At 47.7% G+C, this 26,350-nt stretch carries 27 protein-coding genes and 1 other annotated feature; of the genes, 17 read left to right on the top strand and 10 right to left on the bottom strand.

Translation table 11 applies throughout. The features are described 5' to 3' along the window. Window positions 1–35: 35 nt before the first annotated feature. Window positions 36–557, bottom strand: coding sequence for a hypothetical protein (locus tag BV910_RS10150; RefSeq protein WP_012726791.1), 522 nt, complete (start codon window positions 555–557; stop codon window positions 36–38). A gap of 165 nt (window positions 558–722) precedes the next feature. On the opposite strand from BV910_RS10150, the gene BV910_RS10145 reads away from it, so the two are divergent. Beyond that, window positions 723–1,193: a GNAT family N-acetyltransferase gene (locus BV910_RS10145; RefSeq protein ID WP_012726790.1), complete on the top strand. Its 471-nt coding sequence runs from the start codon at window positions 723–725 to the stop codon at window positions 1,191–1,193. 88 nt (window positions 1,194–1,281) lie between these two features. Further along, on the top strand, window positions 1,282–1,995 hold the full coding sequence (locus BV910_RS10140) for an alpha/beta hydrolase (RefSeq protein WP_012726789.1): 714 nt from the start codon (window positions 1,282–1,284) through the stop codon (window positions 1,993–1,995). A gap of 31 nt (window positions 1,996–2,026) precedes the next feature. Here the strand turns inward: BV910_RS10140 and mnmM are convergent, their stop codons facing one another. Then, window positions 2,027–2,599: a tRNA 5-(aminomethyl)-2-thiouridylate-methyltransferase MnmM gene (gene mnmM / locus BV910_RS10135; protein ID WP_078147227.1), complete on the bottom strand. Its 573-nt coding sequence runs from the start codon at window positions 2,597–2,599 to the stop codon at window positions 2,027–2,029. After that, window positions 2,553–3,527 carry a tRNA modification radical SAM protein MnmL/YtqA gene (mnmL, locus tag BV910_RS10130; RefSeq protein ID WP_078147226.1) on the bottom strand — a complete coding sequence of 325 codons (975 nt, stop codon included), beginning with the start codon at window positions 3,525–3,527 and terminating at the stop codon, window positions 2,553–2,555. Before mnmL ends, mnmM begins: the two co-directional genes overlap by 47 nt. 178 nt (window positions 3,528–3,705) lie before the next feature. Here mnmL and BV910_RS10125 point away from each other — a divergent pair, with 178 nt between their 5' ends. The 5 genes from BV910_RS10125 (at window position 3,706) to BV910_RS10105 (ending at window position 10,528) form a co-directional block, all read left to right on the top strand. Then, on the top strand, window positions 3,706–4,896 hold the full coding sequence (locus BV910_RS10125) for an MDR family MFS transporter (protein WP_240499836.1): 1,191 nt from the start codon (window positions 3,706–3,708) through the stop codon (window positions 4,894–4,896). A 39-nt stretch (window positions 4,897–4,935) separates the two neighbouring features. Continuing rightward, window positions 4,936–5,151, top strand: a binding site (T-box leader). 39 nt (window positions 5,152–5,190) lie between these two features. Further along, complete coding sequence (leuS, locus tag BV910_RS10120) at window positions 5,191–7,596, top strand: leucine--tRNA ligase (protein WP_078147224.1); 2,406 nt, start codon at window positions 5,191–5,193, stop codon at window positions 7,594–7,596. 117 nt (window positions 7,597–7,713) lie between these two features. Further along, window positions 7,714–8,844 carry a hypothetical protein gene (locus tag BV910_RS10115; RefSeq protein ID WP_235189282.1) on the top strand — a complete coding sequence of 377 codons (1,131 nt, stop codon included), beginning with the start codon at window positions 7,714–7,716 and terminating at the stop codon, window positions 8,842–8,844. A gap of 17 nt (window positions 8,845–8,861) precedes the next feature. After that, a complete protein-coding gene (locus tag BV910_RS10110; protein WP_012726782.1) occupies window positions 8,862–9,374 on the top strand; it encodes a pyrophosphohydrolase domain-containing protein in 513 nt (170 codons plus the stop codon). Window positions 9,375–9,523: 149 nt separating this feature from the next. After that, window positions 9,524–10,528 (top strand): DUF2268 domain-containing putative Zn-dependent protease, encoded by a 1,005-nt coding sequence (locus tag BV910_RS10105; protein ID WP_240499835.1) that lies wholly within the window; start codon window positions 9,524–9,526, stop codon window positions 10,526–10,528. Between the two features lie 105 nt (window positions 10,529–10,633). On the opposite strand, the gene BV910_RS10100 is transcribed toward BV910_RS10105, so the two are convergent. Continuing rightward, window positions 10,634–11,902, bottom strand: a complete 1,269-nt coding sequence (locus BV910_RS10100) for a BaiN/RdsA family NAD(P)/FAD-dependent oxidoreductase (protein ID WP_078147223.1) — start codon at window positions 11,900–11,902, stop codon at window positions 10,634–10,636. A gap of 143 nt (window positions 11,903–12,045) precedes the next feature. Here BV910_RS10100 and BV910_RS10095 point away from each other — a divergent pair, with 143 nt between their 5' ends. Continuing rightward, window positions 12,046–13,743: a putative polysaccharide biosynthesis protein gene (locus BV910_RS10095; RefSeq protein ID WP_074036450.1), complete on the top strand. Its 1,698-nt coding sequence runs from the start codon at window positions 12,046–12,048 to the stop codon at window positions 13,741–13,743. Then, window positions 13,743–14,456 (top strand): pseudouridine synthase, encoded by a 714-nt coding sequence (locus BV910_RS10090; RefSeq protein ID WP_078147222.1) that lies wholly within the window; start codon window positions 13,743–13,745, stop codon window positions 14,454–14,456. Before BV910_RS10095 ends, BV910_RS10090 begins: the two co-directional genes overlap by 1 nt. 64 nt (window positions 14,457–14,520) lie before the next feature. Here BV910_RS10090 and BV910_RS10085 read toward each other — a convergent pair whose 3' ends face one another. Continuing rightward, on the bottom strand, window positions 14,521–15,147 hold the full coding sequence (locus BV910_RS10085) for a DUF3885 domain-containing protein (RefSeq protein ID WP_078147221.1): 627 nt from the start codon (window positions 15,145–15,147) through the stop codon (window positions 14,521–14,523). Window positions 15,148–15,250: 103 nt separating this feature from the next. Then, the gene (locus tag BV910_RS10080; protein WP_012726776.1) at window positions 15,251–15,472 is read right to left on the bottom strand and encodes a DeoR family transcriptional regulator; all 222 of its coding nucleotides are present in this window, start codon (window positions 15,470–15,472) and stop codon (window positions 15,251–15,253) included. Window positions 15,473–15,780: 308 nt separating this feature from the next. Here BV910_RS10080 and pepV point away from each other — a divergent pair, with 308 nt between their 5' ends. Genes pepV through BV910_RS10050 form a run of 6 tightly spaced genes read left to right on the top strand, consistent with a single transcriptional unit; the run spans window position 15,781 to window position 22,799 of the window. Next, window positions 15,781–17,169 (top strand): dipeptidase PepV, encoded by a 1,389-nt coding sequence (gene pepV, locus BV910_RS10075; RefSeq protein WP_205728293.1) that lies wholly within the window; start codon window positions 15,781–15,783, stop codon window positions 17,167–17,169. 59 nt (window positions 17,170–17,228) lie between these two features. Beyond that, window positions 17,229–18,380: an MFS transporter gene (locus tag BV910_RS10070; protein ID WP_078147219.1), complete on the top strand. Its 1,152-nt coding sequence runs from the start codon at window positions 17,229–17,231 to the stop codon at window positions 18,378–18,380. A 5-nt stretch (window positions 18,381–18,385) separates the two neighbouring features. Further along, window positions 18,386–18,961, top strand: coding sequence for an RNA 2',3'-cyclic phosphodiesterase (gene thpR, locus BV910_RS10065; protein ID WP_078147218.1), 576 nt, complete (start codon window positions 18,386–18,388; stop codon window positions 18,959–18,961). After that, complete coding sequence (locus BV910_RS10060; RefSeq protein WP_078147217.1) at window positions 18,931–19,770, top strand: NERD domain-containing protein; 840 nt, start codon at window positions 18,931–18,933, stop codon at window positions 19,768–19,770. The genes thpR and BV910_RS10060 overlap by 31 nt, the downstream gene beginning before the upstream one ends. 19 nt (window positions 19,771–19,789) lie before the next feature. Continuing rightward, window positions 19,790–21,955 (top strand): type I pullulanase, encoded by a 2,166-nt coding sequence (gene pulA, locus BV910_RS10055; protein WP_078147216.1) that lies wholly within the window; start codon window positions 19,790–19,792, stop codon window positions 21,953–21,955. A 43-nt stretch (window positions 21,956–21,998) separates the two neighbouring features. Further along, complete coding sequence (locus tag BV910_RS10050) at window positions 21,999–22,799, top strand: phosphotransferase family protein (RefSeq protein WP_251024858.1); 801 nt, start codon at window positions 21,999–22,001, stop codon at window positions 22,797–22,799. A 35-nt stretch (window positions 22,800–22,834) separates the two neighbouring features. On the opposite strand, the gene BV910_RS15080 is transcribed toward BV910_RS10050, so the two are convergent. Next, window positions 22,835–22,945: a hypothetical protein gene (locus BV910_RS15080; protein WP_012726769.1), complete on the bottom strand. Its 111-nt coding sequence runs from the start codon at window positions 22,943–22,945 to the stop codon at window positions 22,835–22,837. A 138-nt stretch (window positions 22,946–23,083) separates the two neighbouring features. Here BV910_RS15080 and trmB point away from each other — a divergent pair, with 138 nt between their 5' ends. Continuing rightward, window positions 23,084–23,731 carry a tRNA (guanosine(46)-N7)-methyltransferase TrmB gene (gene trmB / locus BV910_RS10045; RefSeq protein ID WP_078147215.1) on the top strand — a complete coding sequence of 216 codons (648 nt, stop codon included), beginning with the start codon at window positions 23,084–23,086 and terminating at the stop codon, window positions 23,729–23,731. Between the two features lie 105 nt (window positions 23,732–23,836). After that, the gene (locus tag BV910_RS10040) at window positions 23,837–24,346 is read left to right on the top strand and encodes a hypothetical protein (RefSeq protein ID WP_240499834.1); all 510 of its coding nucleotides are present in this window, start codon (window positions 23,837–23,839) and stop codon (window positions 24,344–24,346) included. Window positions 24,347–24,384: 38 nt separating this feature from the next. Here BV910_RS10040 and dhaM read toward each other — a convergent pair whose 3' ends face one another. From dhaM to dhaK, 3 genes are read right to left on the bottom strand one after another with little or no spacing between them, the layout of a single operon-like run. Next, window positions 24,385–24,735 (bottom strand): dihydroxyacetone kinase phosphoryl donor subunit DhaM, encoded by a 351-nt coding sequence (gene dhaM, locus BV910_RS10035; protein ID WP_251030879.1) that lies wholly within the window; start codon window positions 24,733–24,735, stop codon window positions 24,385–24,387. Window positions 24,736–24,745: 10 nt separating this feature from the next. Further along, on the bottom strand, window positions 24,746–25,333 hold the full coding sequence (gene dhaL / locus BV910_RS10030) for a dihydroxyacetone kinase subunit DhaL (protein WP_371328164.1): 588 nt from the start codon (window positions 25,331–25,333) through the stop codon (window positions 24,746–24,748). A gap of 22 nt (window positions 25,334–25,355) precedes the next feature. Further along, window positions 25,356–26,333 carry a dihydroxyacetone kinase subunit DhaK gene (gene dhaK / locus BV910_RS10025; protein WP_078147211.1) on the bottom strand — a complete coding sequence of 326 codons (978 nt, stop codon included), beginning with the start codon at window positions 26,331–26,333 and terminating at the stop codon, window positions 25,356–25,358. Window positions 26,334–26,350: the final 17 nt, after the last annotated feature.

Here is a 26,350-nt window from a genome sequence, read left to right as displayed (position 1 = left end):
TCAAAAACGACCTTTCCGCGGAAAGGTCGTTTTTTTTACGTTGTCGGAGGTGTCTGTTTATTTGAATCGGATGAAGAATCAGTTGTCGTCGTATCTTGTCCAAGCGCCGTATCCTTCGCTTCGACGACTTTCTCCCCGATGTCCTGTAAGTCTGACTTGGCCTCTTGAGCCGTCTCGACGATTTTAGTGACGTCCTCTTTCACGGTATCGACTTCCCCGACGACTTTTTCGTATACGTTTTGGACGTCTGTGGAGACTTCTTGAATCTTTGTCGAGGCTGACTTCACTTGCTCAATGACTTGAGACGCCTTGCCGGCAGGATCTTGTTTCACTTCGTTGACGAGGCCCCCGACCGACGATTTCGCATTCGAGAGGGATTGCTTTGTCTGCTCCCGGTTCGAGGAGCTAAGTAAGGCGAGTAGACCACCGACGAGTGCACCGAGCAACATCCCGGTCACGACACTGATCTTTGGACTTCCCCCGTCCAATTGATCAAATTGACGGTTCGGGTTGGCTGTCTGTTCTACTTTCGGATCATGTTCTTGTCTAGGTTCCATGCGGTTCCACTCCTTCGTTTGATTGGCATTGCTTGTGTTATACCCTAGAGAAATGGCGACGTAACGTTTTCTGATGAATCGTCATGAAAAAGAAATGAAGGAGCAGGATAAAAACATTGGGATAGGGAATGATACAAATAGATTGGCCAAAAGGGGGAAGCTGTCATGAACATGAGGGAAGCAGTGCCAGAAGATGCGACGCTGATTCGGAACATCGCGCTGGCGACCATATCACAGGATGATTCCAATCGAACGAGAGCGATGGAACGCGCATATCGGCAAGAAGAGATTGTACGAGCAATCAGTTCAAGTGAAGAAGCACGAGAACAGTATTTTATCGTTGGCGAATATGAAGAAGAGGTCATCGGATTTTGTCATGCCATCGATCGCGGTGACATGTGGGAGATGCTCCGCCTCTATCTGCACCCCGATTATCATCGAAACGGCTACGGCGCAGCCTTTCTGGCCCACCTTCAATCGAAAAAAGAACAACCGATGGAAGTGTACGTCGAAAGCTCGAATGATCAAGCGATTGCCTTCCTCTTACATCAATCTTTCAAAGAAGTGAATCGTATCCAGGAAGAAGTATATGATCGTCCGATGGAACTCATTCATTTACGATATGACCCGAGCTAAGCCTCCAGACGGATTTTATTCAAACATCAGTTGCGGCTGATGTTTTTTTGATACAATGAATGTAGTCTATAAACGAGGTGACGGCAGTATGGCAAATGAAGAAGCACGAAAAGGAGTCATCGTCATCGTGTATCCGTTACAATTCACGTCACGGATCAGCGAGAACTTTATTCGACGGCTCGAGGACGAGTACGAAGTCATCGTCGTCCGCGATCAATCGATTGGATTGACGGCAGGTGACCATAAGCAACTGATCAAGCGAGCGTTGCGCGAGGCAGGGGAATATAAATTACCGATTCATGTCGTGGCATTCAGCCTTGGCGCACTCTTAACGAATCGCCTTTTGCAGGAGTACGATGTGCCACTCGGGAGTCTCACATACATCTCCCCATTGTTTGATTGGCATGCCACTCGTCAAATCGGTGGATTGAAACAAGTCGTCGCAAGTGCTGTCGACCGTTTTCGCCCTGACTTGCCACTCGGGATGATGACATTCACCGGTGGGGGAGACGAGTCATCCCGATTCGGAGAAATCACGTATGCGCAATATCGAGAAATCGAAGAGGAAATCGTCGAGCATCAGGAAGAGAAGAAGCATCTGCCACGCCTTCCGCTCGCCTGTTTCTATGCACCAGACGACCAGTTCGCGGACGTGAAGTTGACGTTGAATGTTTGTCGGAAAATCGGTGGGGACCAAGTGTATATCCGGCGATTGGAAGGATTCCCACACTTTGGTTACGAACGATTGAACACGAAATTCGCGGAAACCCTCATGACGTTTTATGAATTGATTCAAGAATGACAGAAGGCGACTCTAATGAGCCGCCTTTTTATTATGCACGTTTTTCAATCGCCACGATGAATGGGGGATGATTGACTTGGTTGATAAATCCATAACGCAGGACGCCTGCCTGTTTTTGATCGAGGGACTCTACATAATGGAGCACCTCGTCTCGTTCGACTTTCCCACTTTCATGTCCGTGGTAAATCACGATGACGATAACGCCACCGACGGCCATGACGTCTAATAGTTGGGATAATGCGGCAATCGTCGTATTTCCGTGTGTCGTGATGGATTTGTCGCTTCCCGGTAAATACCCTAAGTTGAAGACGGCCGCGGTGATCGGCCGCGCTTCCTTTTCAACGACCGCTTGGACCGTATCATGACTATCATGAATCACGGTCACCCGATTACTGACACCCGATTTTTCAACCCGCGCCTTTGTGGCTGCTACAGCTTCTGATTGAATATCAAAGGCATAGACATGTCCTGTCTCGCCTACGGCATTCGCTAGAAACAACGTATCGTGTCCGTTCCCGGCCGTCATATCGATGGCGACCTGACCTTCCTCGATATGGTCATGTAGTAATTGTTTTGCAAAAGGTAGTACTCTCATTAATCCCATAGATCTCATCCTTCTTTTTTCCTTGGAAAGAATCCCGGCGCTCCAATTCCGCACGAATCTTGTTAAGCACCTGCATCTTGTGACGGCTCCATAATGGACCGATCAAGAGGTCGGGTGGACCGTCTCCTGTCAAACGATGGATAATCACCTCGGGAGGGATTCGTTCGAGTTGATCGCAGACGAGGGAGACGTATGTGTCTTCCTCCATCAAGTCGAGCAGTCCTTTCTCATATTGACGGGCGAGCGGTGTGTGTTTCAAGACGTGAAGTAAGTGGATCTTGATTCCTTGTATGTCCATTTTAGCAACTTCTCGTGCCGTGTCGAGCATCATCTCTGGTGTCTCACCTGGGAGACCATTGATGATATGAACGCAGACACGAATATTGTGACGGCAAAGTTTGGCAAGACCGGTCAAAAACGATTGATAGTCGTGCCCACGATTGATCTTTTTAGCGGTCGTGTCATGAATGGTCTGAAGACCGAGCTCCACCCAAAGGGACGTCCGTTCATTCAACTCTGCTAAATAGGCGACGACGTCGTCCGGTAAGCAGTCAGGGCGTGTCGCAATCGAGAGACCGACGACCCCATCCTCTTTTAATGCCGGTTCATACAATTCACGTAACCGCTCGACTGGTGCGTACGTGTTACTGAACGCTTGGAAATAAGCAATATATTTGGCACTCTTCCACTTCCGGTGGAGACGAGCCTTCACTTCTGCAAATTGAACGGGAATCGGGTCGCAAGCATTTCCCGCGAAATCACCACTGCCATCGTCCGAACAGAACGTGCATCCACCTTTTGAGACACGTCCGTCACGGTTCGGACATGTGAAGCCGCCATCGAGTGGCACTTTAAACACCTTGCCCCCGTACTCTCGTCGATACGCCTCATTAAGTGTATGGTAACGATTTTGACCAAATGGATTCATGTTCATCTCTCCTTCCTTGCTCATCCTATCACAAACGAAAAATAACAAAACTTCATAATAAGTAATTTTTCTTGACACTTCCTTGGCGTTCGTTTAGGTTTGATAAGGAAATCTTGTCGATTCGGCCTTTTTGTGCCGATTTTTTTGATGTGAAAGAAGAATGAAAGGAGGACTTGGTGTGAACAATAAAATGCCAATTTCGGTATGGATTTTAGTCATTGCGATGGCGCTCAATACAACGGCGGCGTCTTTTTTATGGCCGTTTAACACACTGTATATTCATGATTTTTTAGGTGAGTCGATGACGCTTGCCGGGGTGGCGCTTCTTGTGAACTCGGCGCTCGCGATTGTCGGGAACTACATCGGAGGGACGCTATTCGATCGAATCGGTGGGAAGACGACGTTGATGATCTCTGTCGGTCTCTTGCTCGCGAGCTCGCTTGGATTTTTACTGTTTCATGCCACGTTCTTCGGCTATCTCGTATGGCTCGGGTTGATCGGTCTTTCCGGCGGACTCGTCTTTCCGACCGTATATGCGTTTGCAGGTCTCATTTGGCCTGAAGGGGGACGTCGTTCGTTCAATGCGATTTATGTCGCACAAAACGTGGGGGTCGCCCTCGGAACGGCAATGAGTGGTCAAATCGCTCGACTTAACATCGAGTGGATTTTTTATGCGAACTTCTTCTTGTCAGTTTTATTTGTCGTGGTGCTCTTGTTTGGATTGCGTTATTTGAAAAACCCGGCACGTCCTGTCGTTCAGTCGCAACTCGAAGCGGCCGCCACGACACTCTCGAGTGCGACGATGAAGTCGATGTGGTATGTCGCCGTTGGTTATGCGGTACTTTGGTTCGTGTACGTGCAATGGCAAGGGACGATTGCCGTTCACTCGAAAGACCTCGGTGTCACAATCAGTCAATACTCACTCCTTTGGACAGTGAACGGGGCGATGATTGTCTTCGCACAACCGTTGCTCAATCGTGTCTTACGACAGTTTGAGGACGACTTAAAACGTCAACTGATCATCGGGGCATCCATTTTCCTCGGCGCGTTCTTGATTGTCCCATTCGCTGGTGGGTTCGGGATGTTCATGGTCGCGATGGTCGTCATGACCATCGGGGAGATGTTTGTCTGGCCGGCGGTTCCGACGATTGCGGCGAAACTCGCCCCTCCTGGGAAAGCTGGACAATACCAAGGGCTCGTCAATATCGCAGCATCCGTCGGTCGGATGATTGGACCGACGTTGTCTGGTTTTGTCTATGACATGTTCGGCATTACAGCAGTCTTCGGCATGCTTCTACTACTTGCTACGTTAGCCTTAACGCTATTTGTCATCATGAAAGACATTCGTGTCACAGAAAAATCAAGTTGACGTTGAATTTCAGAATGGGCTAAAATAGACTACGATGAATAGCAAGCGTTGAAGAGGACTAGTAGCGAACGTTCCGTTTCAAAGAGAGTCGATGGATGGTGTGAATCGATAAGCGGATGTTGTGAACTCGCCTTGGAGCTGTTTTCCTGAAACGAGTAGGGAAGACCGGGGTTACGCCTCGTTACCGGCGTCTCAAGTGGCAGCAATGCAACATGGGTGGTACCGCGGAGAGCTTTCAAGCCTTTCGTCCCATTTTCGGGGACGGAAGGCTTTTTATTATGCAGAGGAGGAAGAATGTTGAGTTATTTTAAACATCAAGAAATCGAGCCTAAGTGGCAAAAGCGTTGGGAAGAGAAAGAAGCATTTAAAACGACAGAAGACCCGGAGAAGGATTGTTTCTACGTCCTTGATATGTTCCCGTACCCATCCGGTGCTGGTCTTCACGTCGGTCACCCGGAAGGTTACACGGCGACGGATATCATCGCTCGTATGAAACGGATGCAAGGATATAACGTCCTTCACCCGATTGGCTGGGATGCGTTCGGTCTTCCTGCCGAGCAATATGCACTCGACACAGGGAACGACCCGCGTGAATTCACAGCGCGCAACATCGAGACGTTCCGCCGTCAGTTGAAAGAACTCGGATTCTCATACGATTGGGACCGTGAAATTAGCACGACGGACCCGAAATACTATAAATGGACGCAGTGGATCTTCACGCAACTCTTCGAACGTGGCCTCGCATACGTCGATGAAGTTGCGGTCAACTGGTGCCCGGCTCTCGGTACGGTCCTTGCGAACGAGGAAGTCATCGATGGCTTGTCAGAGCGTGGGAACCACCCTGTCTACCGTGTCCCGATGAAGCAGTGGGTGCTTCGTATCACGGAATACGCAGAGCGTTTGCTTGAAGACTTGGAAGGTCTAGATTGGCCTGAGAGCGTGAAAGAGATGCAACGCAACTGGATCGGCAAATCGGTCGGTGCCGAGGTCGACTTTAAGGTCGACGGTCATGATAAGATCGTCACAGTATTCACAACACGTCCAGATACGCTTCACGGGGCGACATACGTGACACTCGCACCAGAGCATCCGTTCACTAAAGTGATCACGACGCCTGAACAATCGACGGCAGTCGAAGCATACATTGAGGAAGTCTCGAAGAAGACGGACCTCGAGCGTACAGACCTTGCCAAAGAGAAGACAGGTGTCTTCACGGGCGCTTATGCGATCAACCCGGTGAACGGCGAGAAACTTCCGATTTGGACAGCGGACTACGTTCTCTCGACATACGGAACAGGTGCGGTCATGGCCGTTCCTGCACACGATGAGCGCGATTATGAGTTTGCGAAAACGTTCGACCTCCCGATCCGTGAAGTCGTCAAAGGTGGAAACGTGGAAGAGGCGGCTTACGTCGAAGACGGTGAGCACGTCAACTCTGGTAGCTTGAACGGACTTAATAAAGCCGATGCCATCAAGACGATCATTGAAGAGCTCGAAGCTAGTGGCACAGGGCGTGCGAAGACGACATACCGTCTTCGTGACTGGTTGTTCAGCCGTCAACGTTACTGGGGCGAGCCGATTCCGGTCGTCCATATGGAAGACGGAACGATGAAGACGGTACCGGTCGAAGAACTTCCGCTCGAACTTCCGATCATCGATGAAATCAAACCATCTGGTACAGGTGAGTCGCCACTTGCGAACGCAGAAGAGTGGTTGACGTATACAGATCCGGTCACAGGGGAAAAAGGTCGTCGCGAGACGAACACGATGCCACAATGGGCAGGTAGCTGCTGGTACTACATCCGTTACATCGATCCAGATAACGAAGAGATGATTGCGGATCCTGAGAAACTCAAGCGTTGGCTTCCAGTCGACTTGTATATCGGGGGTACGGAGCATGCCGTTCTTCACTTGCTCTACGCACGTTTCTGGCATAAAGTACTCTTTGATATCGGTGTCGTCCCGACGAGCGAACCGTTCCAAAAACTCTACAACCAAGGAATGATCCTCGGTGAGAACAACGAGAAGATGTCGAAATCTCGTGGGAACGTTGTCAACCCGGATGATATCGTGAAGTCGCACGGAGCCGATACACTCCGTCTTTACGAAATGTTCATGGGACCACTTGATGCGGCCATCGCATGGTCGACGAATGGTCTTGACGGGGCACGTCGCTTCCTCGACCGCGTCTGGCGTTTGTTCGATCAGACGAACTTCGCAGACGTGGCGCCGACTGCCGACTTTGAACGCACGTATCATCAGACGGTGAAAAAAGTCACGGAGGATTATGAAGCCCTTCGCTTCAACACGGCAATCTCGCAGTTGATGGTCTTCGTCAATGAAGCGAACAAACAAGAGACGTTGCCGAAATCGCAAATGGTCGACTTCATCAAGATGCTTTCACCGGTCGCGCCACACTTGTCTGAAGAGTTGTGGGAGAAGATGGGCATGACGGAAGAGTTGACGTATGCGGCTTGGCCGACATACGATGAGTCAAAACTTGTGAGCGACACGATTGAAGTCGTCATCCAGGTGAACGGGAAACTCCGTGCGAAAATGCACGTCTCTCGTGACGCATCAAAAGAAGCACTTGAAGCGGAAGCACTCGGGAACGAGCGTGTCCAAGAGTTCACAGAAGGCAAGACGGTTCGTAAAGTCATTGTCGTTCCTGGAAAACTCGTCAATATTGTAGTGGGGTAACAAAAAGAATGTGTGACATTGTCGCACATTCTTTTCTTTTTGGTGAGGTCATTTTCTTTTATGGACGGTTTTGATACACTAAAGGGCGATACTGAAGTAGAAGGGGACGACATGTCCATGAAACGTTCTTATGTGCTATACACGACACTATGTGCCGTCGTGGTCGGTGTGATCCTTTGTTATGTTTTTGTCTTTTCAGATGAAGAGATTCAACGACAGGTCGCCTCGACATTTGAAAAAATTGATATTCAAACGAGTCATCAAACAGCATCCCTTCCACCCGTGGAAGCGGCGCAGGATGATGAAGATATCGATACGACCGATGCCCTCGAACAAATCAGTCAAATCGATGAAGTGTACTACAGTGACACGATCGGGGCATATTTGGTCTTAACCGAACAAGCTGAATTTTTTGAGGTGAGTGGAAACGGAACGCGCGTCAACTCGGTGCTTCAACTTGAGAATTCAGGGAAACAGCGCCTCGATGATTTTATCGGGATGCGCATGGTCGAAGAAGATCTTGTGTATGCGGTGACGGCGAACGGTACGCTCATTACAATCGAGCGAGAAGAAGGACGCTGGGTCGAGAGACCACGTAAACAAATCAAAGGACTCGTGTCGGAAGACCGAATCTTTGGTCTTGGTTATGACCGGGAAACGAAACGTCTGTTCATGATGAACCGATTGGCGGATACCCCGGACCTTGAGCTCCTTTATATCGAAGAACGGGAGATCGAACCGGAGACTCCAGCCGATGACAAATCATCAGAAGCGTCAACTGATGCTGACACGGCTACTCCAAAAACAGAAGAATCATCAGAAGACACAACGACAGAGAACGTCTCGACGAATGACGACGCCTCGAGCGAATCGGCTGTTGCGGAAGAAGAGACACCTGATAATGAGCAGGATGTGCCAAAAGAGGCAGTCGAGGAAAAAGAACCGGAAACTGAATGGATGCTTGATTCACGCCAAGCGTTGTCTGCTGACGGGATGAGCGCCTCGATCCAGCAGAAGTTTGAGCGATTCGAAGGAGTCGGTCTTGTCGAGAGACAAGGACGCATCTACGTGCTCGACTCAGAAGAGCTCGTCCTCTACACAGTGAACCCGGAAGAAAGTACCATCAACGGTCAGATGGTGACACCTCGCGTGTATGACTCAACCGGCATGTTTTTACAAGACAATGAAATCTTTGCAATCGTCCACCCGGAAGTATTTGATTTGGATGCTTTCGTCTCTGTGGACTAACAATGGGGGAAAGACAGATGAGCAAGCGTTATTTTTTTGAAGAAGTGAAACAATTTCATGAAACTTTTGGACATCCAGGAGCAAAATCGCCGCAACCGTTGACGCTTGATCGTGCGACAAAACGCTCGGTTTGGACGGCAGAGGAAGCGGTCGTCGAGTTTTTGCATCAATCCTCGCAATCGGAAGAAGAGTTTTTACAAGCCATCGAGCAATTCCAAGAAGGCTTCCAAAAAGCGGTCCAAAAATCATTACAAGACGCACCACCATCGGATGATGTGGAACGTCTCGTCGGACAAGGGGATGCGTTAACGGACGCGTTATATTTTGTGATGGGCAGTTTCGTGGAACTCGGACTTGATCCCGTTCCGTTGTTTGAAATCGTCCAGCGTGCCAATATGGCGAAACTTGGACCGGACGGGAAGCCGATTTTACGCGAATCGGACAATAAAGTCATGAAACCTGAAGGATGGATGCCACCCGAGCCGGAGCTCGAAAAAGAAGTGCGTCGTCAAATCGCAGGGAAAGAATAATCACAAACGGCTTGAAACCTCATTAGAAAGGGTTCAAGCTGTTTTTTTTGTTGTGATGATCGTGACGTCATCATGTTATTAGAGGGTATCGGAAAGGTCATAAGAGTAATTTATGGTATAATTTAACATAAGTGAGCAAGCGAGGAATATTGATCATTGAGACGGAGGTCGTTCAACTGAAAAAAGTACTCGGAATTCTATGTGTAAGTTCAGCACTTCTGTTAGCAGCATGTAGTGAGGATGAAAAAACGTCAGAATCTAAAACGTCTAAGCCTGACGTTTCAATCGAAACGATAAAAATTAATGAAGAGAATGAATTGACAATCGTCCCACTTTACACCCAATACCAGCAATATTTGAACGCATCCCTTGAATCAACCGATGCGGAGGAGAGCAAACAAAACTTCAAAAAATACGTACTCGATTACATAGGGGAAGTCGGAGAGGAAGAAAAGATCGATACATCTAGATTAAAAACTGATTTTAATCTAAAGCCGACCCCTCATAAGCAACAATTGCTGAAGCAGTTAGACAAATTAATCGAGCAGCATGAGGAGATTAAAGAGATTATTGCATCGACATATGCAGATTCAAATCAAATCTTACCAAAAAAGAAGAGCACAGTGTTTATTGCACCGTATAATCCTGAATTCTTTTACGATAGTGAACCGTTGAAAGGAGTAGGCGCAGCAGCATACAAAGACGTATTCATCTTGTTTCTCGATACAGATTTTGACAAAGATGTGCTAGCCTATTCGACGGCTCACGAGTATCATCATCTGATTCTTCGTGATCAAAACAAATACAATCTTAGTTCGATTCTGGAGTCTATTATTATCGAAGGGAAAGCGGACGCATTTGCTGATCGGATTGTCAAAGGAGTTTCTCCCCCATGGCATGTGCAATTAGATGATGCGACCATGGAACACATTGCAAGTCGAGTGAATGATTATGAAACATCCTTTACTGATTTTGTAGTCGGTAATAGTCAAAAAGACATTCCGCGTTGGAGTAATTATATTCTAGGGAAGGATGTGCTCCATGACTATTTGACGGCACATCCAGAGCTGTCGATTCCCGAATGGACATTCAAAGAGGGTCATGAAATTTTAGAAGAGTACAAGTATCGAAATGTGATGGAATTGGAAAATTAAGTTGAAAAGAATGTAAAAAAGGCTTGGTCCTGAATGATACAGGATCAAGCCTTTTGATTGTTAGTGAACATAATAATACGTAGCCAATACGTTAGACCGAACCTTTTACCGCTCTGTCGCCAGTTCAGCTGCGTGCGATCCGGCACAATGTCCCGTTGTGAAGGCGGCCGTGATGTTGTAGCCACCTGTGTATCCATGAATGTCGAGTACTTCACCTGCAAAGAAAAGGCCTGGTGCTTTCTTTGACATCATCGTCTGTGGCGCAACTTCTTTAACCGAAACGCCGCCACCTGTGACGAACGCTTTATCAAAGTCGAGTGTCCCGACGGCGTGCATCTCGAACATTTTCAAACGTGTTGCGAAATCAATGACGGATTGCTTTTTCAACTGACTCGCATCTTCTTCTTCTCCAAATGCGAGTTCTTCGAGCAATAAGTCAAGAAGTCGCTCAGGGATGTAGCCTTTCCATACATTTTTAACGGCACGCTTCGGTTGGCTCTGTACTTGGTTCCACAGTTCCTGAACGAGCGCATCTCGTGACGTGTCCGGGAAGAAGTCGAGTGACAAGAGGACGACCTGTTCTTTGCTGCGCTTCCGTTCTTTGATCGTATATTGACTGCAACGGAGCGCGATTGGACCAGAGATCCCGAAATGGGTAAAAATCATGTCGCCTTGGTGCGTCTTGATGGCCTTTCCTTTTTTGCCGTGCACCGTCAATGCGACGTCCCGTAACGATAATCCTTGAAGTTGTTTCGTTCCGATGAACGCGTCATTCAATTTGATGGGCACCTCTGTCGGGAAGAGTTCCGTGATGGTATGTCCGGCCTTCTCTGCCCATGGATAGCCGTCCCCGGTCGAACCGGTGTGCGGGACAGACTGTCCGCCGACCGCGACGACGCAAGCTTTCGCCTCGAGCATCTCACCGTCCATCAACTCGACCGAATGAAACTCGTTTTCTTCATTAAAATGTAGCGTTTTGACTTCAGCCTTTTTTCGAATCTCGACGCCGAGGTCTTCAATCGCCCGAAGCAACGTGTTGACCACATCCTGTGCCTTATCCGTCACAGGGAACATGCGCCCATTATCCTCTTCTTTCAGCGGAATCCCGAATCCAGTGAAGAGGTCGATAATCGATTGATTGTCGAACTGAGCAAGGGCGCTGTATAAGAAGCGACCATTGCCTGGGATGAACTGAATCAACTCATCGATTGGCTTTCGATTTGTGACGTTACAACGTCCTCCACCTGAAATGGCCAATTTCCGACCAAGTTTTGAACCTTTATCAATCAGCAAGGTCGAAGCGCCACTTTTTGCCGCTGCATACGTTGCCATGAGCCCGCTCGGCCCTCCACCGATGACGATGACATCTTTCATAGGGTATCTCCTCATTTCTTCATCTATATGATTAGTAAAATTATCGTAACTTTATTATCCGTAACAGTAAGAGTATAATGAGAAGCGGTTGTTTTGTAAAACCGAATTCATTGAAATCGTTGATTTATAGATGGAGGTACCTCATGTCATCAAGCGCCAAACAAGATTCTGGAAGAGCCTCCTTCGTCAAAGGAACGCTTCTTTTATCAGCAGGAAACTTGATTTCCCGAATGTTAGGACTACTGTATACCTTTCCTTTCCAAGCGATGGTCGGGATTGCCGGAGTGACGTTATATCAAGCAGCATATACGTATTATGCGATCATGATCTCCATTTCGACGGCAGGGATTCCCGTTGCCGTTTCGAAATTTATCGCAAAATATAATGCACTAGGAGAATACGGGACAAGTCAACGACTGTTCCGACAAGGGATGAAGCTGATGCTTGCGACCGGTGTCGTCGCTTTTTTATTACTCTTTTTTGCGGCACCATGGTTATCCGAACTGATGGTCCGAAACTCAGAGAACAATCAGCAATACATTGACTCGCTCACCCTCGTGACACGAAGCGTCAGTTTTGCCTTACTGCTCATCCCGGCGATGAGTATGGTACGTGGTTATTTCCAGGGACATCAAGACATGGCACCGACGGCAATCTCACAAGTGGTCGAACAGATTGTACGCATCCTGTTCCTCCTCAGTGGAACGATGCTCGTCTTGTTCGTCTTTGCGGATTCAAACTTCATTCAACCGATTGCCAATGCCCTCGGAGGGACGCAATCTGTTGAAACGACTGAATTGAACGGGTTGAAAGTCATTGCAGTCACGATTGCGACGTTCAGTGCGTTCATCGGGGCAATCGGTAGTTTCGCCGTGCTCATCATGTATTGGAAACGTCGAAAGGACATTCATCGTCAGACAGAGAATCCGGCGGGCACACCGGTCCGCTCGATGAAATCGTTGTTGCTCGAATTGCTTAGCTATTCGATTCCAATCGTGATGGTCGGGGTATCGACCCCTCTCTATCAATTGATTGACCAATTGACGATGGTCAATACGTTGCTCAGTACGGGTGCGACCGTTTCTGAAGCAACGTCGGCGTATGGCTTTTTGACCGGGAACGCCCATAAAATTGTGTTGATTCCAGTCTCTGTCGCGGCGAGTGTATCGATGGCGACGATCCCGCTTGTGACTCGTTCGTTCACGACGGGGGACATGCAAAAAGTTCGAAATCAAGTAAACCATATTTTCCAAGTCTCGTTCTTCGTAACGATTCCTGCGGTCATTGGTCTCGTAGCACTTGCGGAGCCATTGTTTGGCACCTTGTTCCCGGGTGACCGTGAAGGATGGGTATACTTGTTCCACTACGCACCAAGTGCCTTCTTCTTGGCGTATTATTCGGTCGCGGCTGCGATCCTCCAAGGGATTAACCGTCAGTACTTCACCATCTTTGCCACATCGATGGGACTGTTGACGAAACTTGCATTGAACGTACCGCTCGTCTATTGGCTCGGCGGAATCGGAGCCGGGTACGCGACCATCGCTGGATACATCGTAGCCATTATTCTCATGGTATGGATGATTCAACGAACGCTCCACTTCCCGTATAAGCAACTGCTTCGTCGCACCATCTTGATGTTCTTGATGGGTGGGGCGATGTTCGCTGCCGTCTTCCTCTCTCTTCTCGTTACAATGAATGATGAGGCGAGTTGGGGGAACGACATTTTTGCGACAATCGTGGGAGTGACAATCGGCGTTCTCGTATATGGATACCTCGGGTGGCGGAGCCATCTCGCAGGGAAATTACTAGGGAAACGCTTTGAATATCGGAGGAACGGATAATGCGAATTGATAAATTGCTATCGAACATGGGATATGGTTCAAGAAAAGATGTAAAAATCTTATTGAAACAAGGAGCAGTGCGAGTCGATGAGACACCTGTAAAAGATGCGAAACGGCACGTCGACCCAGCATCAGAGAAAGTCACGGTGTTCGGGGAAGTGGTTGAGTATCGTCCCTACATCTATTTCATGATGAACAAGCCGGAAGGGGTCATCAGTGCGACTGAAGATCAAGTCGAGACGACAGTCATCGAGTTGATTGATCCAGAGTATGCCCATTATGACCTCTTCCCGGTCGGTCGTCTCGATAAGGATACGACGGGACTGCTCCTCATCACGAACGATGGCGCGTTCAATCATGCGCTCATGTCACCTCGCAAGCACGTCGACAAAGTATACATCGCCGAGGTCGACGGGGAGATGACAGTAGAGGATATCAAGACGTTCGCGAATGGGGTCGAGTTAGAGGACGGATATACGACGAAGCCGGCCCGTCTTGAAATACTGAGCAAGAGCGGACGTCGGTCGGTCATTCGCCTCACGTTGTCTGAGGGGAAATATCACCAAGTGAAACGAATGGTCGCGGCGGTCGGCAAACATGTCGAACGATTGGAGCGTGTTCAAATCGGAAAGTTAGAACTCGATGAGACGCTTGAGCTCGGGGCATATCGTGAGTTGACGGAAGAAGAAGTTCAACTGTTTCTTCAATCATAAGAAGATGAGAGAATCTGTCTGATGGGACGGATTCTCTTTTTGTATAAAAAGCTCTGTTTTTCGATTATATCTTTTTGAAAATGGCATCAAAATCATCACGCCAAGAGTCAACCAACCAGTCGTTATATCTGTGATACAAAGGAACAAGTGGTTCAACTTCATTTGAACTTATGATACAACCTCGATCATCGTACATTTGAAACACGATGTTCTTTTCGGTGCTAATAAAGTAAACAGCTTGTCCAATTGAAGGTTCTCTTCCTTGCTCGTAATTTCCTATACCTCTAAGGATTTTCTCGTAAGAGATTGACTTGATCTGCGAGGATACAAATTTTGCTTTATATTCATGTTTGATTTCTATAAATTCCCCTGTTATTTCGTCAATATCTTCATTTAATTCAAATAACGTTTCTTCTTCAATCTGTTGTTTCATGAATAAACCATACAAATATTCGGGAGTGGTATTCCCGAACATGATGTCCTCTGTTTCGTTCCAATCCTTGATAAAGATATGGATGTAATCATCAGATTGAAACACTTCCTCGAACAATGTAGTTACTCTGTTTACAACTTGCTCTATTCTCTCATCCGTTCCGTTTTTATACGGTTCGCCAAGTTCGAATCTTAGATGGACTTCTCCAGATAGGTTTGGGAAATTGTCCTCTATGTACTTCATTATTTCTTCTTTCACATCATCACCTCATCTTAAGCAATTGATACAATCTAAAACCACAAAACCTTCATTCATAAAAAAGAGACCTAGCATGCAGGTCTCTTGAATATACATATACAATTCAATTTGCCGTCTTGAGTGAACGTTTTGATGAAGTCCACGTGCCACGGCTAGGGCTCTCCACAAGGTTATTGTACTCAAGTACGTTCAAATCACGTTGCACGGTACGTGACGTGATGCCGAACTCTTCTACTAGTTCTGAAGTGGTAACGGATTCCCTTTCATTGATGAACAAATAAATGGACTTGATGCGCGTTAACATCCGATCTGTTGAGCCTTTCATTGGATAACCTCCCAATGTGTAGAATAATAATAAACCATACCTACAGACGACAAAATGAAATATAAAATTGTTATTTTCTAAAATTACACCTTTAGTATACCGCTCTTGAGCAAAAATGCAAGTGGAAAGCACGAACAATCTGTTTGTAAAGATTTGATTATGAACGTAAATATCGAATGAAGATTATATTTTTACATCGAAAAGAAGCTGAAACACGAACGAAAAAAACTTTTCTAAATGAATGTTCGTCTTTCATACATTTGGATATACTAGTAAGAGAGAGAACATTCGCAAAAGGGGAGATGAACATGAATTGGAGACAGGAAGTCGACAATCGTAAAGACGCATTTTTAGAAGATTTGAAAGGGTTACTTCAAATCCCTAGCGTACTCGATGAATCGAAAGCTGCACCGAACATGCCGTTTGGTCCGGAGGTTCGTCAAGCACTTGACTACATGTTTGAAATCGGTGAGCGAGATGGATTTAAAACAAAAGATGTCGGAGGTTACGCGGGACATTTGGAGTATGGAGACGGGGAGGAAATTGTCGGCATCCTATGTCACCTTGACGTCGTCCCAGCAGGGGATGGATGGACGTATGGCGCGTTCAACCCGACCATCACGACTGATGGGAAAATTGTGGCACGCGGAAGTAACGATGATAAAGGGCCATCTATGGCTGCATACTACGGGCTACGAATTGTCAAAGAGCTCGGGCTACCACTTTCAAAGCGGGTCCGTTTGATTGCAGGTTGCGATGAAGAGAGCGAATGGCGCTGTGTCCGCGAGTATTTCAAACAAGAACAAATGCCGACGTATGGATTTGCGCCAGATGCGGATTTCCCGATCATCAATGCTGAAAAAGGGTTGTATGATGGTGTGTTGACTCAATTACCGATTCAACGTGTACCAGGTTCTGCCTACCATCTCGTGTCATTCACGAGTGGGGAGCGTCCGAATATGGTGCCGGACTTCGCGAAAGCCGAATTGAAGACGGATGAGGTACTCGAGGAGAAGTTCGAGGCCTATCTCGAAAAATATGAAGCGGACGGAACGTGTGAATACGACCGTGGCACATATACGTTTACGATGAAAGGAAAAGCGGCGCACGCGATGGAACCGGATAACGGGGTCAACGCGGCCTACGTCCTCGCTGGATTCTTGTTACATCTTCCACTTGATATTCAAGGCGAGCGCTATGTTGAATTCGTCCGTCACGTATTCGCCGATTCTCGTGGGATTTCGCTTGGGATTGAAGCGAGCGATGAGACGGGCGACTTGACGATTAATGGCGGCGTCTTCCGATACAATGAAGAAGAGCGTACGGCGACGGTCAACATTCGCTATCCGTATACGGCCAAATTCGAAGAACGGTTACAAAACCTACGTGAAATCGCTTTGTCATTTGGGTTCGAGTTGAAGACCCGTCAACATATGCCGCCTCATCATGTGGCAGAAGATCACCCACTCGTGAAGACACTAGCAGGCGTGTACGAGCGTCAAACGGGAGAACATGCAAACTTGATGGCCATCGGAGGCGGTACGTATGCACGTTCGCTCGAGGCAGGTGTCGCATTTGGTGCATTGTTCCCAGGTGCTAAAGATGTGGCGCATCAGGTCGATGAATATATGGAGATAGAAGATTTATTACGTGCCGCGGCAATCTATGCTGAGGCCATTTACGAGCTCGCTAAATAAGAAACAAGGAGAGCTGGCTGGTATAGTCGGCTCTCTGTCCTTTAGGAAGGAAGTTATCATTGGATTCGCAAAAAAGAATGTTTCAGTCTGTATACGTCGCGATATTCTTCGCGCAAGGGGCATTGATCCCTTATATGACCTTATACTTTTCACAAACTAAGTTTGGGTTGACACCTAGCCAAGTCGGGATTGTGGTGGCCATCTTACCGATTCTATCCATCGGCGTGCAACCATTGTGGGGGATGTTGACCGACCGGACGGGGAGAGTCCGTGCTTGGTTGATTTTGGCGATGCTGAGCGCCGCACTCATTTCTCTCACGTTTTTAGTGGCGACCTCTTACATTTGGATTGTCATACTTATGGTGATTTGGTCCGTTTTCCAATGTGCTCACATCCCGCTTGTGGACATGATGACACTCGACTATACGACGCGGTCGAAAGTTGATTACGGTGCAATTCGACTCTATGGCTCAGCGGGATTTGCCATTGCCGTCTTTGCAATGGGACGAATATCTGATAGCACGTGGGGACTGGCTAGTACATTCGTGTTGAGCGCTGTTTTACTAATACTTGGCAGCGTATTTGTTCGAATGATTCCTGAGAAAAGTTCGATTCGCGATGTGACGTTGGCGCCGCTCTCATGGACGGCTGTTTGGAACAAACGCTTTGTGTTCTTCTTATGTGGTGGGATGCTCGTCTTTGGACCGATTTACGCGAATAACTATTATTTCGGCCTTTACGTGACAAACAGCGGTGGCTCGACGACGTTGGTCGGAACGCTATTCCTCGTGGCAGTGTTATTTGAAATCCCGTTTATGAAAGTGGCGTCCCAATTGGTTGAACGCTATGGAAACGTCAGCGTTCTTGTCGGGGCCGCTATCATCTCGGTAGTTCGAAACGGGGTACTTGCGTTAGAACCACCGATTTGGGTCGTGTGGCTCCTCGCGATTGCACAAGGTCTCGTCGTCGGACTTTTGATTCCCGTCGCACTTCAATTCGTTCGGACGCTCGTCGATCGGCAAGTTTCCTCGACGGCCATCGGGGTATATATGGCATTGACGTCCGGGCTCGCGACAGCTGGATTTAATATGCTGAGTGGTAAAATCATTGAACTTGACGATATTTTAGGCGTGTTTTGGATGTATACCATCGTCACGGCACTAGGAGCGTTGATTTGGATCGGAATGTCACGTCGCAATCTGAAAGGATGAATGAGATGAGTACGCATTACTTTATTGCGATTCCCATTGAAGCGACTGAATTGGTTGACGTACAGCAAACCATCTTACCTTATTATTCGTATCGAAGAATCTATCGACCGGAAGAGTTCCATATCACAGTGCAATTTTTAGGAAGCGTGGATGGGGATGAATTAGACGAAGTAAAAGAAATCACGCGTAGAATTTGTGCGAAAACATTACCATTCACGTTGGAGTTTCGAGCCATCGACCATTTTGGGCGACCGGATCGGCCCCGCGTTTTGACCATTGTTCCGGATGACTCCGAACCCCTTCAACGGTTGGCGCATACCCTCCGCCATGAACTAGTTGATGTGATTCCAAGATTGGACCGGAAGTCGTTTGTCCCTCACGTGACGCTCGCTAAAAAATGGGGCGAAGGGGAGCGTGTCCCGTACGTCCCCCCTGAATTTCACGCGACGGAATCAGTAGAAGAATTAATTTTATATGAAGTACAGCCGATTCATACACCTGCTTACCGAGCAGTAGACGTATTTCCGCTAAGACGGCCAGAGGAGGATATATGGCAATCCCGGTTAAAATTTTTGACGTAATCTCAAAATATGAACGTGATGTATTAGATCAATATAATCGTTATTTGGAATATGTAGAGTCCGATACGGCACGTCTACAGCGCCTTCATGAAAACAATCGCTTAAACCCGGTCGAAGTGCTCGAAATTGACCGACCGTGGTGGAAGTTTTGGGCGAAGACGGAACGAATCGAATTGGAGCCGAAGCCGCTCTCTGAATCACAATATCAAAAGTTGTTACGAGAGCGCCGGCATATCCAAAAGCTTCAATTCGCTTGTGAAGGGGTGCTTGAGACAGATTTACCGCATCTGGCGTTTATTCGTGACTTTGCTTATCGTGTGATGCGCACCGATTGGAACGAACGACACTTTTTCTTGTATCGACCGGTCATCGAATGGAATGGTGCGATGGTTGAATTGAGTCATGTCATCGTCGGACCGACGCACCTTTATATCGTAGAATGGCTTGAAGGCGATCGAAGCATCTATCACATATCGAAAGAGAAGACATGGGTTCATCAACCGCTGAAAGGGGAAAATACCCGTGTAGTGAACCCGCTGATTGCATTGACACGGACAGAGGAACTGATTCGTCAAGTTCTACCGCATTATGCGGGCGTGTTACAAAAAGTCGTCATTGCGACAAATGGATATTTTGATAACGTTCCAAGTGTTCGATCGACCCAATATATCGGTCGTAATGAATATACGGAATGGATGAAACAAGTGAACGGTCGTGCACCGATTGTAAAAGCACAGCAGATTCGTGACGTTGCTACCATATTAGAAGTGACTGCCAAGTTGCCGTTTCGTCAATTCATGGATCAGTGATTGAGAGGAAGGGACGCATATGCATCATACACCAGATCAAAAGACCGCCTCACATGTGACCATCGAGAGCGCGTCTTTCGTATCATTTGAGACCATACAACTTGAGATTGTGCGCGAATATGAATCCGTTCCAGTACAAATCGAACAGAATGGACGCCCGGTCGACTACCTCGTCGAGCAACAGTTTGTGACGGAATCCGGAAAGGTCGAACAAATCCTTCGTTTAAAGGAACCAATCTCTTTAGAAACGTTATACACCGTCTGCCACCCGGGTCAAAAGACGACGGTTGTCGTACCAAGAGAAATCGTCCGTTCAGAGGAATTCGAACGGCGTTTCTCATATGATGGTCCACTCGGCGTATCGTTTACGCCGCACGGAATGGAAGTGACGGTATGGTCTCCGGTTGCTTTATCCATGTGGATTACAGTGCATGATGATACGAATCACAGAGAAATTGAGCGATTTCACATGAACCGCGGCGCACGCGGGGAATGGAGTGGTGAAATACCACAAGCGTTCCAAGGTATGTTTTATCGCTTAGAAGTGAAAACACCGGTCGATACGAGGCAAGTCGTCGATCCTTATGCGCGAGCCGTCAGTTTGAACGGTGAGTATGGCGTATTGCAAGATGTGGCGCGATTTGTCAAGAAACAGGTCGAACAAGCCGTGCGCCCCCCTTTATGGAAGGCAACGGATGCCGTCATCTATGAGTTGCACATCCGAGACTTCACAAGCCACCCCTCATCGATGAGTCAATTGAAAGGGCTGTACGGTGGGGTGTCTGAAAAAGGAGTTCGGACGAAAGAAGGCAATAGTGCCGGACTCGACTATTTAAAAGAACTTGGCGTGACCCATGTCCAGTTGCTTCCTGTTCATGATTTTGGAAGTGTCGATGAGGCGACGCGTATGCCGTACAACTGGGGCTACGACCCGATTCATTGGTTCGGGCTTGAAGGAAGTTATGCCTCAAGACCCGATGTGCCGATGAGTCGTGTGTTCGAATATGCGACACTCGTCTCTGACTTGCATCAAGCTGGTCTTCGAGTCGTTACAGACGTCGTGATGAATCATATTTATATTCGAGAACAATCCCCACTCGAAGCGCTCGTACCATACTATTATTTTCGATACGAGCACGACGGGACGATAGCGAACGGAACCGGTGTCGGGAATGACACGGCCTCAGAACGCTATATGATGCGACGTATGATTGTCGACTTCGTGACGTATTTCGCAACAACCTATCAAGTGGATGGGTTCCGCTTCGATTTGATGGGGATTCATGATGTCGAAACGATGAATCAAGTACGGGCCGCGCTCGATAAGGTGGATCCCTCCATTCTCGTCTATGGAGAAGGGTGGGACTTAGCGACACCGCTTGGACAGTCGTTGAAGGCGACGTCACAAAATGCTGCACGCATGCCTCGTATCGGACACTTCAACGATATGATTCGAGATGCATTGAAAGGGTCAACGTTTAATGACAGGGAACGCGGATTCATCTCTGGCAATGAGTGGAGAGAGTGGGAACTTCGAGAGTGTCTCACCGGAGCCGTGCATATTCCGAACGTGACGGTCGGACGTTTCCCGAGTCCGGCTTACTCCATCAATTATGCGGAAGCCCATGACAACTATACGATCTATGACAAGTTAATGTTATCTTGTGAAGGAGTCGATGAGACGACTCGTCTTGCCATGCAACGTCTTGCCAATGCGGTCGTCATCACATCTCAAGGCATCCCGTTTATCCATGCCGGTCAAGAGTTCGGACGCACGAAACATGGTGTCGAGAACAGTTATAATTCACCCGATCACATCAATCATTTTGATTGGGATCTTCGTGACACACGGATCAAAGACATCGAGTATGTGAAGACGCTCTTGAAGTTACGGCGACTCCATACATGTTTCCGCTATGATTCGAGACAAGAAGTCATTGACCATTTCACGTTTCTCCCATCGCCGCCTGGCGTCATTATCTATGAGTTGACGGCCAGTCATTCTTACGATGCGTGGCAACGGGTTCGCGTCTATGTGAACGGTACGTTCGACTCGCTTTCATTTGAGAGCGATGCGAAATGGAACATTTACGTTCAAGGAGAAACGGCAAGTCTCGTTCCGCTCGCACGAAACCCAGCACACATTCAAGTCGAGTCGTTGTCAATGACGATTCTCGCGTGTTAAGATGTTGATTGTATCTCTTTAATTCAAGTAAGATTTGAGCGTGATGAATATGTATTCAGATATAGTCGGTGCGCTCGGGAAAGAGTGGACAGTCGCTTCAGCCGGAGGTATCACGGGCGAAGCGTATGTAGCGACGACGCGCCAACAGAAGATTTTTGTCAAACGAAATTCTTCTCCGTTTCTGGCAATCTTGTCAGCGGAAGGAATCGTACCAAAGCTTCTTTGGACAAAGCGAATGTTTAACGGGGACGTGTTAAGCGCCCAACAATTTATCGAAGGCCGCGAACTTTCACCAGAAGATATGAAGCGACCTGATGTCGCGGCGCAACTCGGCAAGATTCATAATTCGAAAGAGCTATTATTCATGTTGCAACAGCTGAACCACACACCGGTGACGCCGCACTTGTTGCTCCGTCAGTGTGAAGCATATGAACAAGATGAAACAGACCGAATCATCGGAGAAGCCGTACAATGGCTAAAGCACCATTTGCCAAAAGTCGACGAGCAAGAATTTGTCGTCTGTCATTCTGACCTAAACCATAATAATTGGATTGAGGATGAGAGCGGCCTACTCTACTTGACGGATTGGGATGACGCAATCATTGCAGACCGCGCGTTCGATTTGGCGATGGTTGTCTATAGCTATATGGATGAAGTGGAGTGGGAGCGCTGGTTCTCGCATTACGGGGTACGTGTTTCGAGTGAGCTCCACAATCGAATGCATTGGTATGCGATCGCCCAAACGATTTTGACAATCTATGGGGAAGAGAATGACTCGGCGCGAACTGAAGGATTTCATGTACTACGCGAGCTGATGGATGAGGCGTACGAACGAATCAATTAAAAGGGATGGCTGTTCGCCACCCCTTTTTGAATGTGTTAAATGTCATCTGGATTCATAAAGTAAGCCCAAACGAACGTGGCGATGACACCAGCGAAAAACGTCAGTGGAGCTGCATAAAAAATAAGAAACTGATCTAAAGTACTCATCGTATTTAACCTCCTTGTGAAGGATGATTCACGTTCATTAAACTATGATTTCGTGTATAATCGCAAGAGGACTGCTCGTCCGTAACGTGCATATTCCCATTAAACTTGAACATTTGATGAACGAAAGGTAGGATTTTCATGCGTTTACGACATAAGCCTTGGGCAAAAGAATATATGGAAGCTCAAGAACATGTATTTATTCAACATCCTGAACAGTTGAAAGGTAACTGGAGCACTGAATTCGGGAATGACCACCCGCTCTTTATCGAGGTCGGCTCAGGAAAAGGACAATTTATTTTAGGGATGGCGCAACAACACCCGGATGTGAACTTTATTGCGATCGAGTTGTTTGAGAGTGTAGCCGTCTCTATCGTACAAAAATTAGTCGAAACCCCGATGCCGAACGTGAGAGTGTTGACGGTCGATGCGAAACGACTCGTCGACTATTTCGAAGCGGGAGAAGTCGATCGCGTCTACTTAAACTTCTCCGATCCGTGGCCAAAGACACGACATGCGAAACGTCGCTTGACATATAAGACGTTTTTAGCGACATATGAGGCGATTCTTCCGAAAGCTGGAGAGATTCATTTCAAGACGGACAACCGTGGATTGTTTGAATATTCGCTTCAGAGCATGAGTCAATACGGGATGTTCTTCACAGAAATTTCACTAGATTTACATGTCAATGAACCAGAAGATAATATTCGAACAGAGTATGAAGAGCGCTTCAGTGCGCTCGGTCAGCCGATTTACCGAATGGAAGCCGTCTTCCGTCCGAAAAATTGACACGCTTTTTTCTTATTTTAATAGTATTTTCTTCACACTTTTTTCTTTCTTCTTGGTACAATAGGAATGACGCTAAACTGGAATAAGAGAAGGGGGAACATGGGGATGTTGAAAAAAGCATGGGCAAGCCTGCTTGCAGTAATCTTCATTCTAACAATCGCACCAATGAATACCTCAGCGAACGAAGCGTTCTTAGACGCTCTCGAAGAGGATTTGAAAGCAACGCATTACGACTATAAAGAAGGAACGGCTGAAATCATCAAAGAAGAGACGCTTCGCCATTCAAACGGCAACGAAGTCATCGCTGCTGTCGTAGAGCTCGATACGATTCGTGATGGGATCTTCATCACACGTAAAACCGAGTATCATTACTTTGATGCGACAGACAACAAGATTCTTACATCAGCGGACCTCGTAGAAGTAGAAGGGGCCTCAGAGTTTGCAGATGCGAACATCGACATGCTCGGTCAACAGATCGTCTATTGGTTACCGGTATTGGTCTTGCTTCTAATGATTGCGATTCCGGCACTCATTTTGTTCTTGGTTGTACCACGTTTCTATTCAACAAGTTCATATATGAATGCCGTATATGAAAAGAATGACAACCCAAGATAAGACATGAAAGTACCCCGTTCAAGAGAACGGGGTACTTTTTACTGTTGTTTTAACTGTTCGACGATATCAGTTAGTGACATCCCATTTCCTGAAGAAACGGAGGCGATGAAGGCACTCTCGACAATGGGACCGTCAAAAAATTCGACATGTTTGTCACCTTCGTACATGTCGATGGCGAGTTCCGCATTCATCGTCGCTGACCCGATATCACTGAGGAGAAGTGCCTCTCCATCGACCTGGTCGAGTGCCGATAAGATGCGATTCACATCCGTTCCGATAGCGCCATCTTCAAGGCCACCGGCTAGATGAATGGGCACGGACGGTGCCATTTCCTTCATCAAATCTTGGATTCCTTCCGCAATTTTTGCACTGTGCGAGACGATGATCAATTCAACGATGTCAATCGACCTCCTTCATAATCGCGGCCAAAAGGATTGAGCTAGAAAGGGCACCCGGGTCGACGGTTCCGCGAGAGTTTTCTCCGAAGTAAGAGGCTCTTCCTTTCGTGGCCACCATATCCTCTGTTTTTTGGACAAGCTCGTCCAACTTCTGTTTATAATCTTCCCCTTGTTGGACTTGCTCGAGGAACGGGTCCCAGACGTCGACCATCGTTTTTTGGCCGACTTCCGATTTCCCTCGTGCTTTGATGGAATTCGAACCTTCCTGGAGCGCCTCCTTGAGTAAGCCAAAGTCCGCTTCGGTCGCATCCCCGAATTTGGTTGCCATCTTCACGAAAGCTGAACCGTATAAAGGTCCGGCCGCGCCTCCGACTTTCGACATGAGGGTCATCCCGACCTTTTTACTAAGTGCTCCAAGAGAGTCATAATCCTCATCTAGAATAGTAGAGACCGCATCAAAACCACGAGACATGTTGATCCCATGGTCTCCGTCGCCGATGGCCCGGTCTAAATCGGTCAACGTATCCTTTTGTTCTTCGATGCCAACTTGTGCGTCACGTAACGCCTGCTTCATCCGATCAATCGTCAACATAAACCAAACACCTCATTTATTAAATTTTGAATCCAAGTGCTGCCGAAGGAGCGTCGAGATACGTCGTCATCTCATCATCGAGAGGGAGCAACGTGATGGAGAACCCATGCATCTCGAGTGAAGTCATGTAGTTGCCGACATACTTCCGTTTAAGGGTATACCCAGCAGCTTCCAGTTTTTCGGCAACGAAGTGATAGGTCACATATAACTCAGACAACGGCGTTCCACCCATTCCGTTCACCATGACGGCAACTTCTCCTGGCTCGACTTCTTTTTTCAAGTGACTGAGGAGGTCGTCGACGATTTGGTCGACATCACTCGTCGGTTTCCGCTCGACACCACGTTCCCCGTGAATCCCGATGCCGATTTCCATCTCTTCCTCGTTCAAGTCGAAACCTGGTTTACCACTGACAGGCATGTAACAAGGTTCCACGGCCATCCCTATGGAGCGAACGTGTGAAGCTACTTTTTCGGCGATGGATTTGACTTCTTCAAGTGATTTGCCACTAGCTGCAGCGGCTCCGGCAATTTTGTGAACAAAGACCGTTCCGGCAACCCCGCGTCGATCTTCTTTGTTCGAAATGGCGACATCATCGGCGACGACGACGTGGTCGACTTTGATGCCATCACCTTCGGCCAGTTCTGCGGCGAGCTCAAAGTTCATCACGTCGCCGGAATAGTTTTTCACAATCAAAAGAACGCCGTTTCCGCCGTCAGCTGCTTTGATTCCTTCAAGTACCATGTCCGGAGTAGGAGAGGTGAACACTTCCCCACATACTGCCGCATCGAGCATACCGTCCCCGACATATCCAGCGTGGGCCGGCTCGTGACCACTACCGCCTCCAGATACGAGACCGACTTTTCCAGACTTCGCTCCGTCAGCCCGACAGATGACATTCACACCGTCGACGCGACCATACATTTCAGGATGGGCATGGACCATCCCTTCAACCATTTGCGATACGAGTTCACTTGCTTCACCGATTAGCTTCTTCACGCGAGATCACTCCTTTA

The organism is Exiguobacterium sp. HVEsp1, from assembly GCF_002009685.1.
GTDB lineage: Bacteria > Bacillota > Bacilli > Exiguobacteriales > Exiguobacteriaceae > Exiguobacterium > Exiguobacterium profundum.
Note: the sequence above shows the minus strand (reverse complement) of the source record. Positions and strands in the feature narration are given on the sequence as shown.

What these genes read in the sequence shown, in the direction of transcription:
- BV910_RS10150 (WP_012726791.1), bottom strand. Translation starts at nt 557, where the DNA reads ATGGAACCTAGACAAGAACATGATCCGAAAGTAGAACAGACAGCCAAC.
- BV910_RS10090 (WP_078147222.1), top strand. Translation starts at nt 13,743, where the DNA reads ATGCGAATTGATAAATTGCTATCGAACATGGGATATGGTTCAAGAAAA.
- trmB (WP_078147215.1), top strand. Translation starts at nt 23,084, where the DNA reads ATGCGTTTACGACATAAGCCTTGGGCAAAAGAATATATGGAAGCTCAA.
- pulA (WP_078147216.1), top strand. Translation starts at nt 19,790, where the DNA reads ATGCATCATACACCAGATCAAAAGACCGCCTCACATGTGACCATCGAG.
- BV910_RS10115 (WP_235189282.1), top strand. Translation starts at nt 7,714, where the DNA reads ATGAAACGTTCTTATGTGCTATACACGACACTATGTGCCGTCGTGGTC.
- leuS (WP_078147224.1), top strand. Translation starts at nt 5,191, where the DNA reads ATGTTGAGTTATTTTAAACATCAAGAAATCGAGCCTAAGTGGCAAAAG.
- thpR (WP_078147218.1), top strand. Translation starts at nt 18,386, where the DNA reads ATGAGTACGCATTACTTTATTGCGATTCCCATTGAAGCGACTGAATTG.
- BV910_RS10060 (WP_078147217.1), top strand. Translation starts at nt 18,931, where the DNA reads ATGGCAATCCCGGTTAAAATTTTTGACGTAATCTCAAAATATGAACGT.
- BV910_RS10140 (WP_012726789.1), top strand. Translation starts at nt 1,282, where the DNA reads ATGGCAAATGAAGAAGCACGAAAAGGAGTCATCGTCATCGTGTATCCG.
- BV910_RS10095 (WP_074036450.1), top strand. Translation starts at nt 12,046, where the DNA reads ATGTCATCAAGCGCCAAACAAGATTCTGGAAGAGCCTCCTTCGTCAAA.
- BV910_RS10145 (WP_012726790.1), top strand. Translation starts at nt 723, where the DNA reads ATGAACATGAGGGAAGCAGTGCCAGAAGATGCGACGCTGATTCGGAAC.
- BV910_RS15080 (WP_012726769.1), bottom strand. Translation starts at nt 22,945, where the DNA reads ATGAGTACTTTAGATCAGTTTCTTATTTTTTATGCAGCTCCACTGACG.
- BV910_RS10080 (WP_012726776.1), bottom strand. Translation starts at nt 15,472, where the DNA reads ATGAAAGGCTCAACAGATCGGATGTTAACGCGCATCAAGTCCATTTAT.
- mnmM (WP_078147227.1), bottom strand. Translation starts at nt 2,599, where the DNA reads ATGGGATTAATGAGAGTACTACCTTTTGCAAAACAATTACTACATGAC.
- BV910_RS10040 (WP_240499834.1), top strand. Translation starts at nt 23,837, where the DNA reads ATGTTGAAAAAAGCATGGGCAAGCCTGCTTGCAGTAATCTTCATTCTA.
- BV910_RS10100 (WP_078147223.1), bottom strand. Translation starts at nt 11,902, where the DNA reads ATGAAAGATGTCATCGTCATCGGTGGAGGGCCGAGCGGGCTCATGGCA.
- BV910_RS10050 (WP_251024858.1), top strand. Translation starts at nt 21,999, where the DNA reads ATGAATATGTATTCAGATATAGTCGGTGCGCTCGGGAAAGAGTGGACA.
- pepV (WP_205728293.1), top strand. Translation starts at nt 15,781, where the DNA reads ATGAATTGGAGACAGGAAGTCGACAATCGTAAAGACGCATTTTTAGAA.
- BV910_RS10110 (WP_012726782.1), top strand. Translation starts at nt 8,862, where the DNA reads ATGAGCAAGCGTTATTTTTTTGAAGAAGTGAAACAATTTCATGAAACT.
- mnmL (WP_078147226.1), bottom strand. Translation starts at nt 3,527, where the DNA reads ATGAATCCATTTGGTCAAAATCGTTACCATACACTTAATGAGGCGTAT.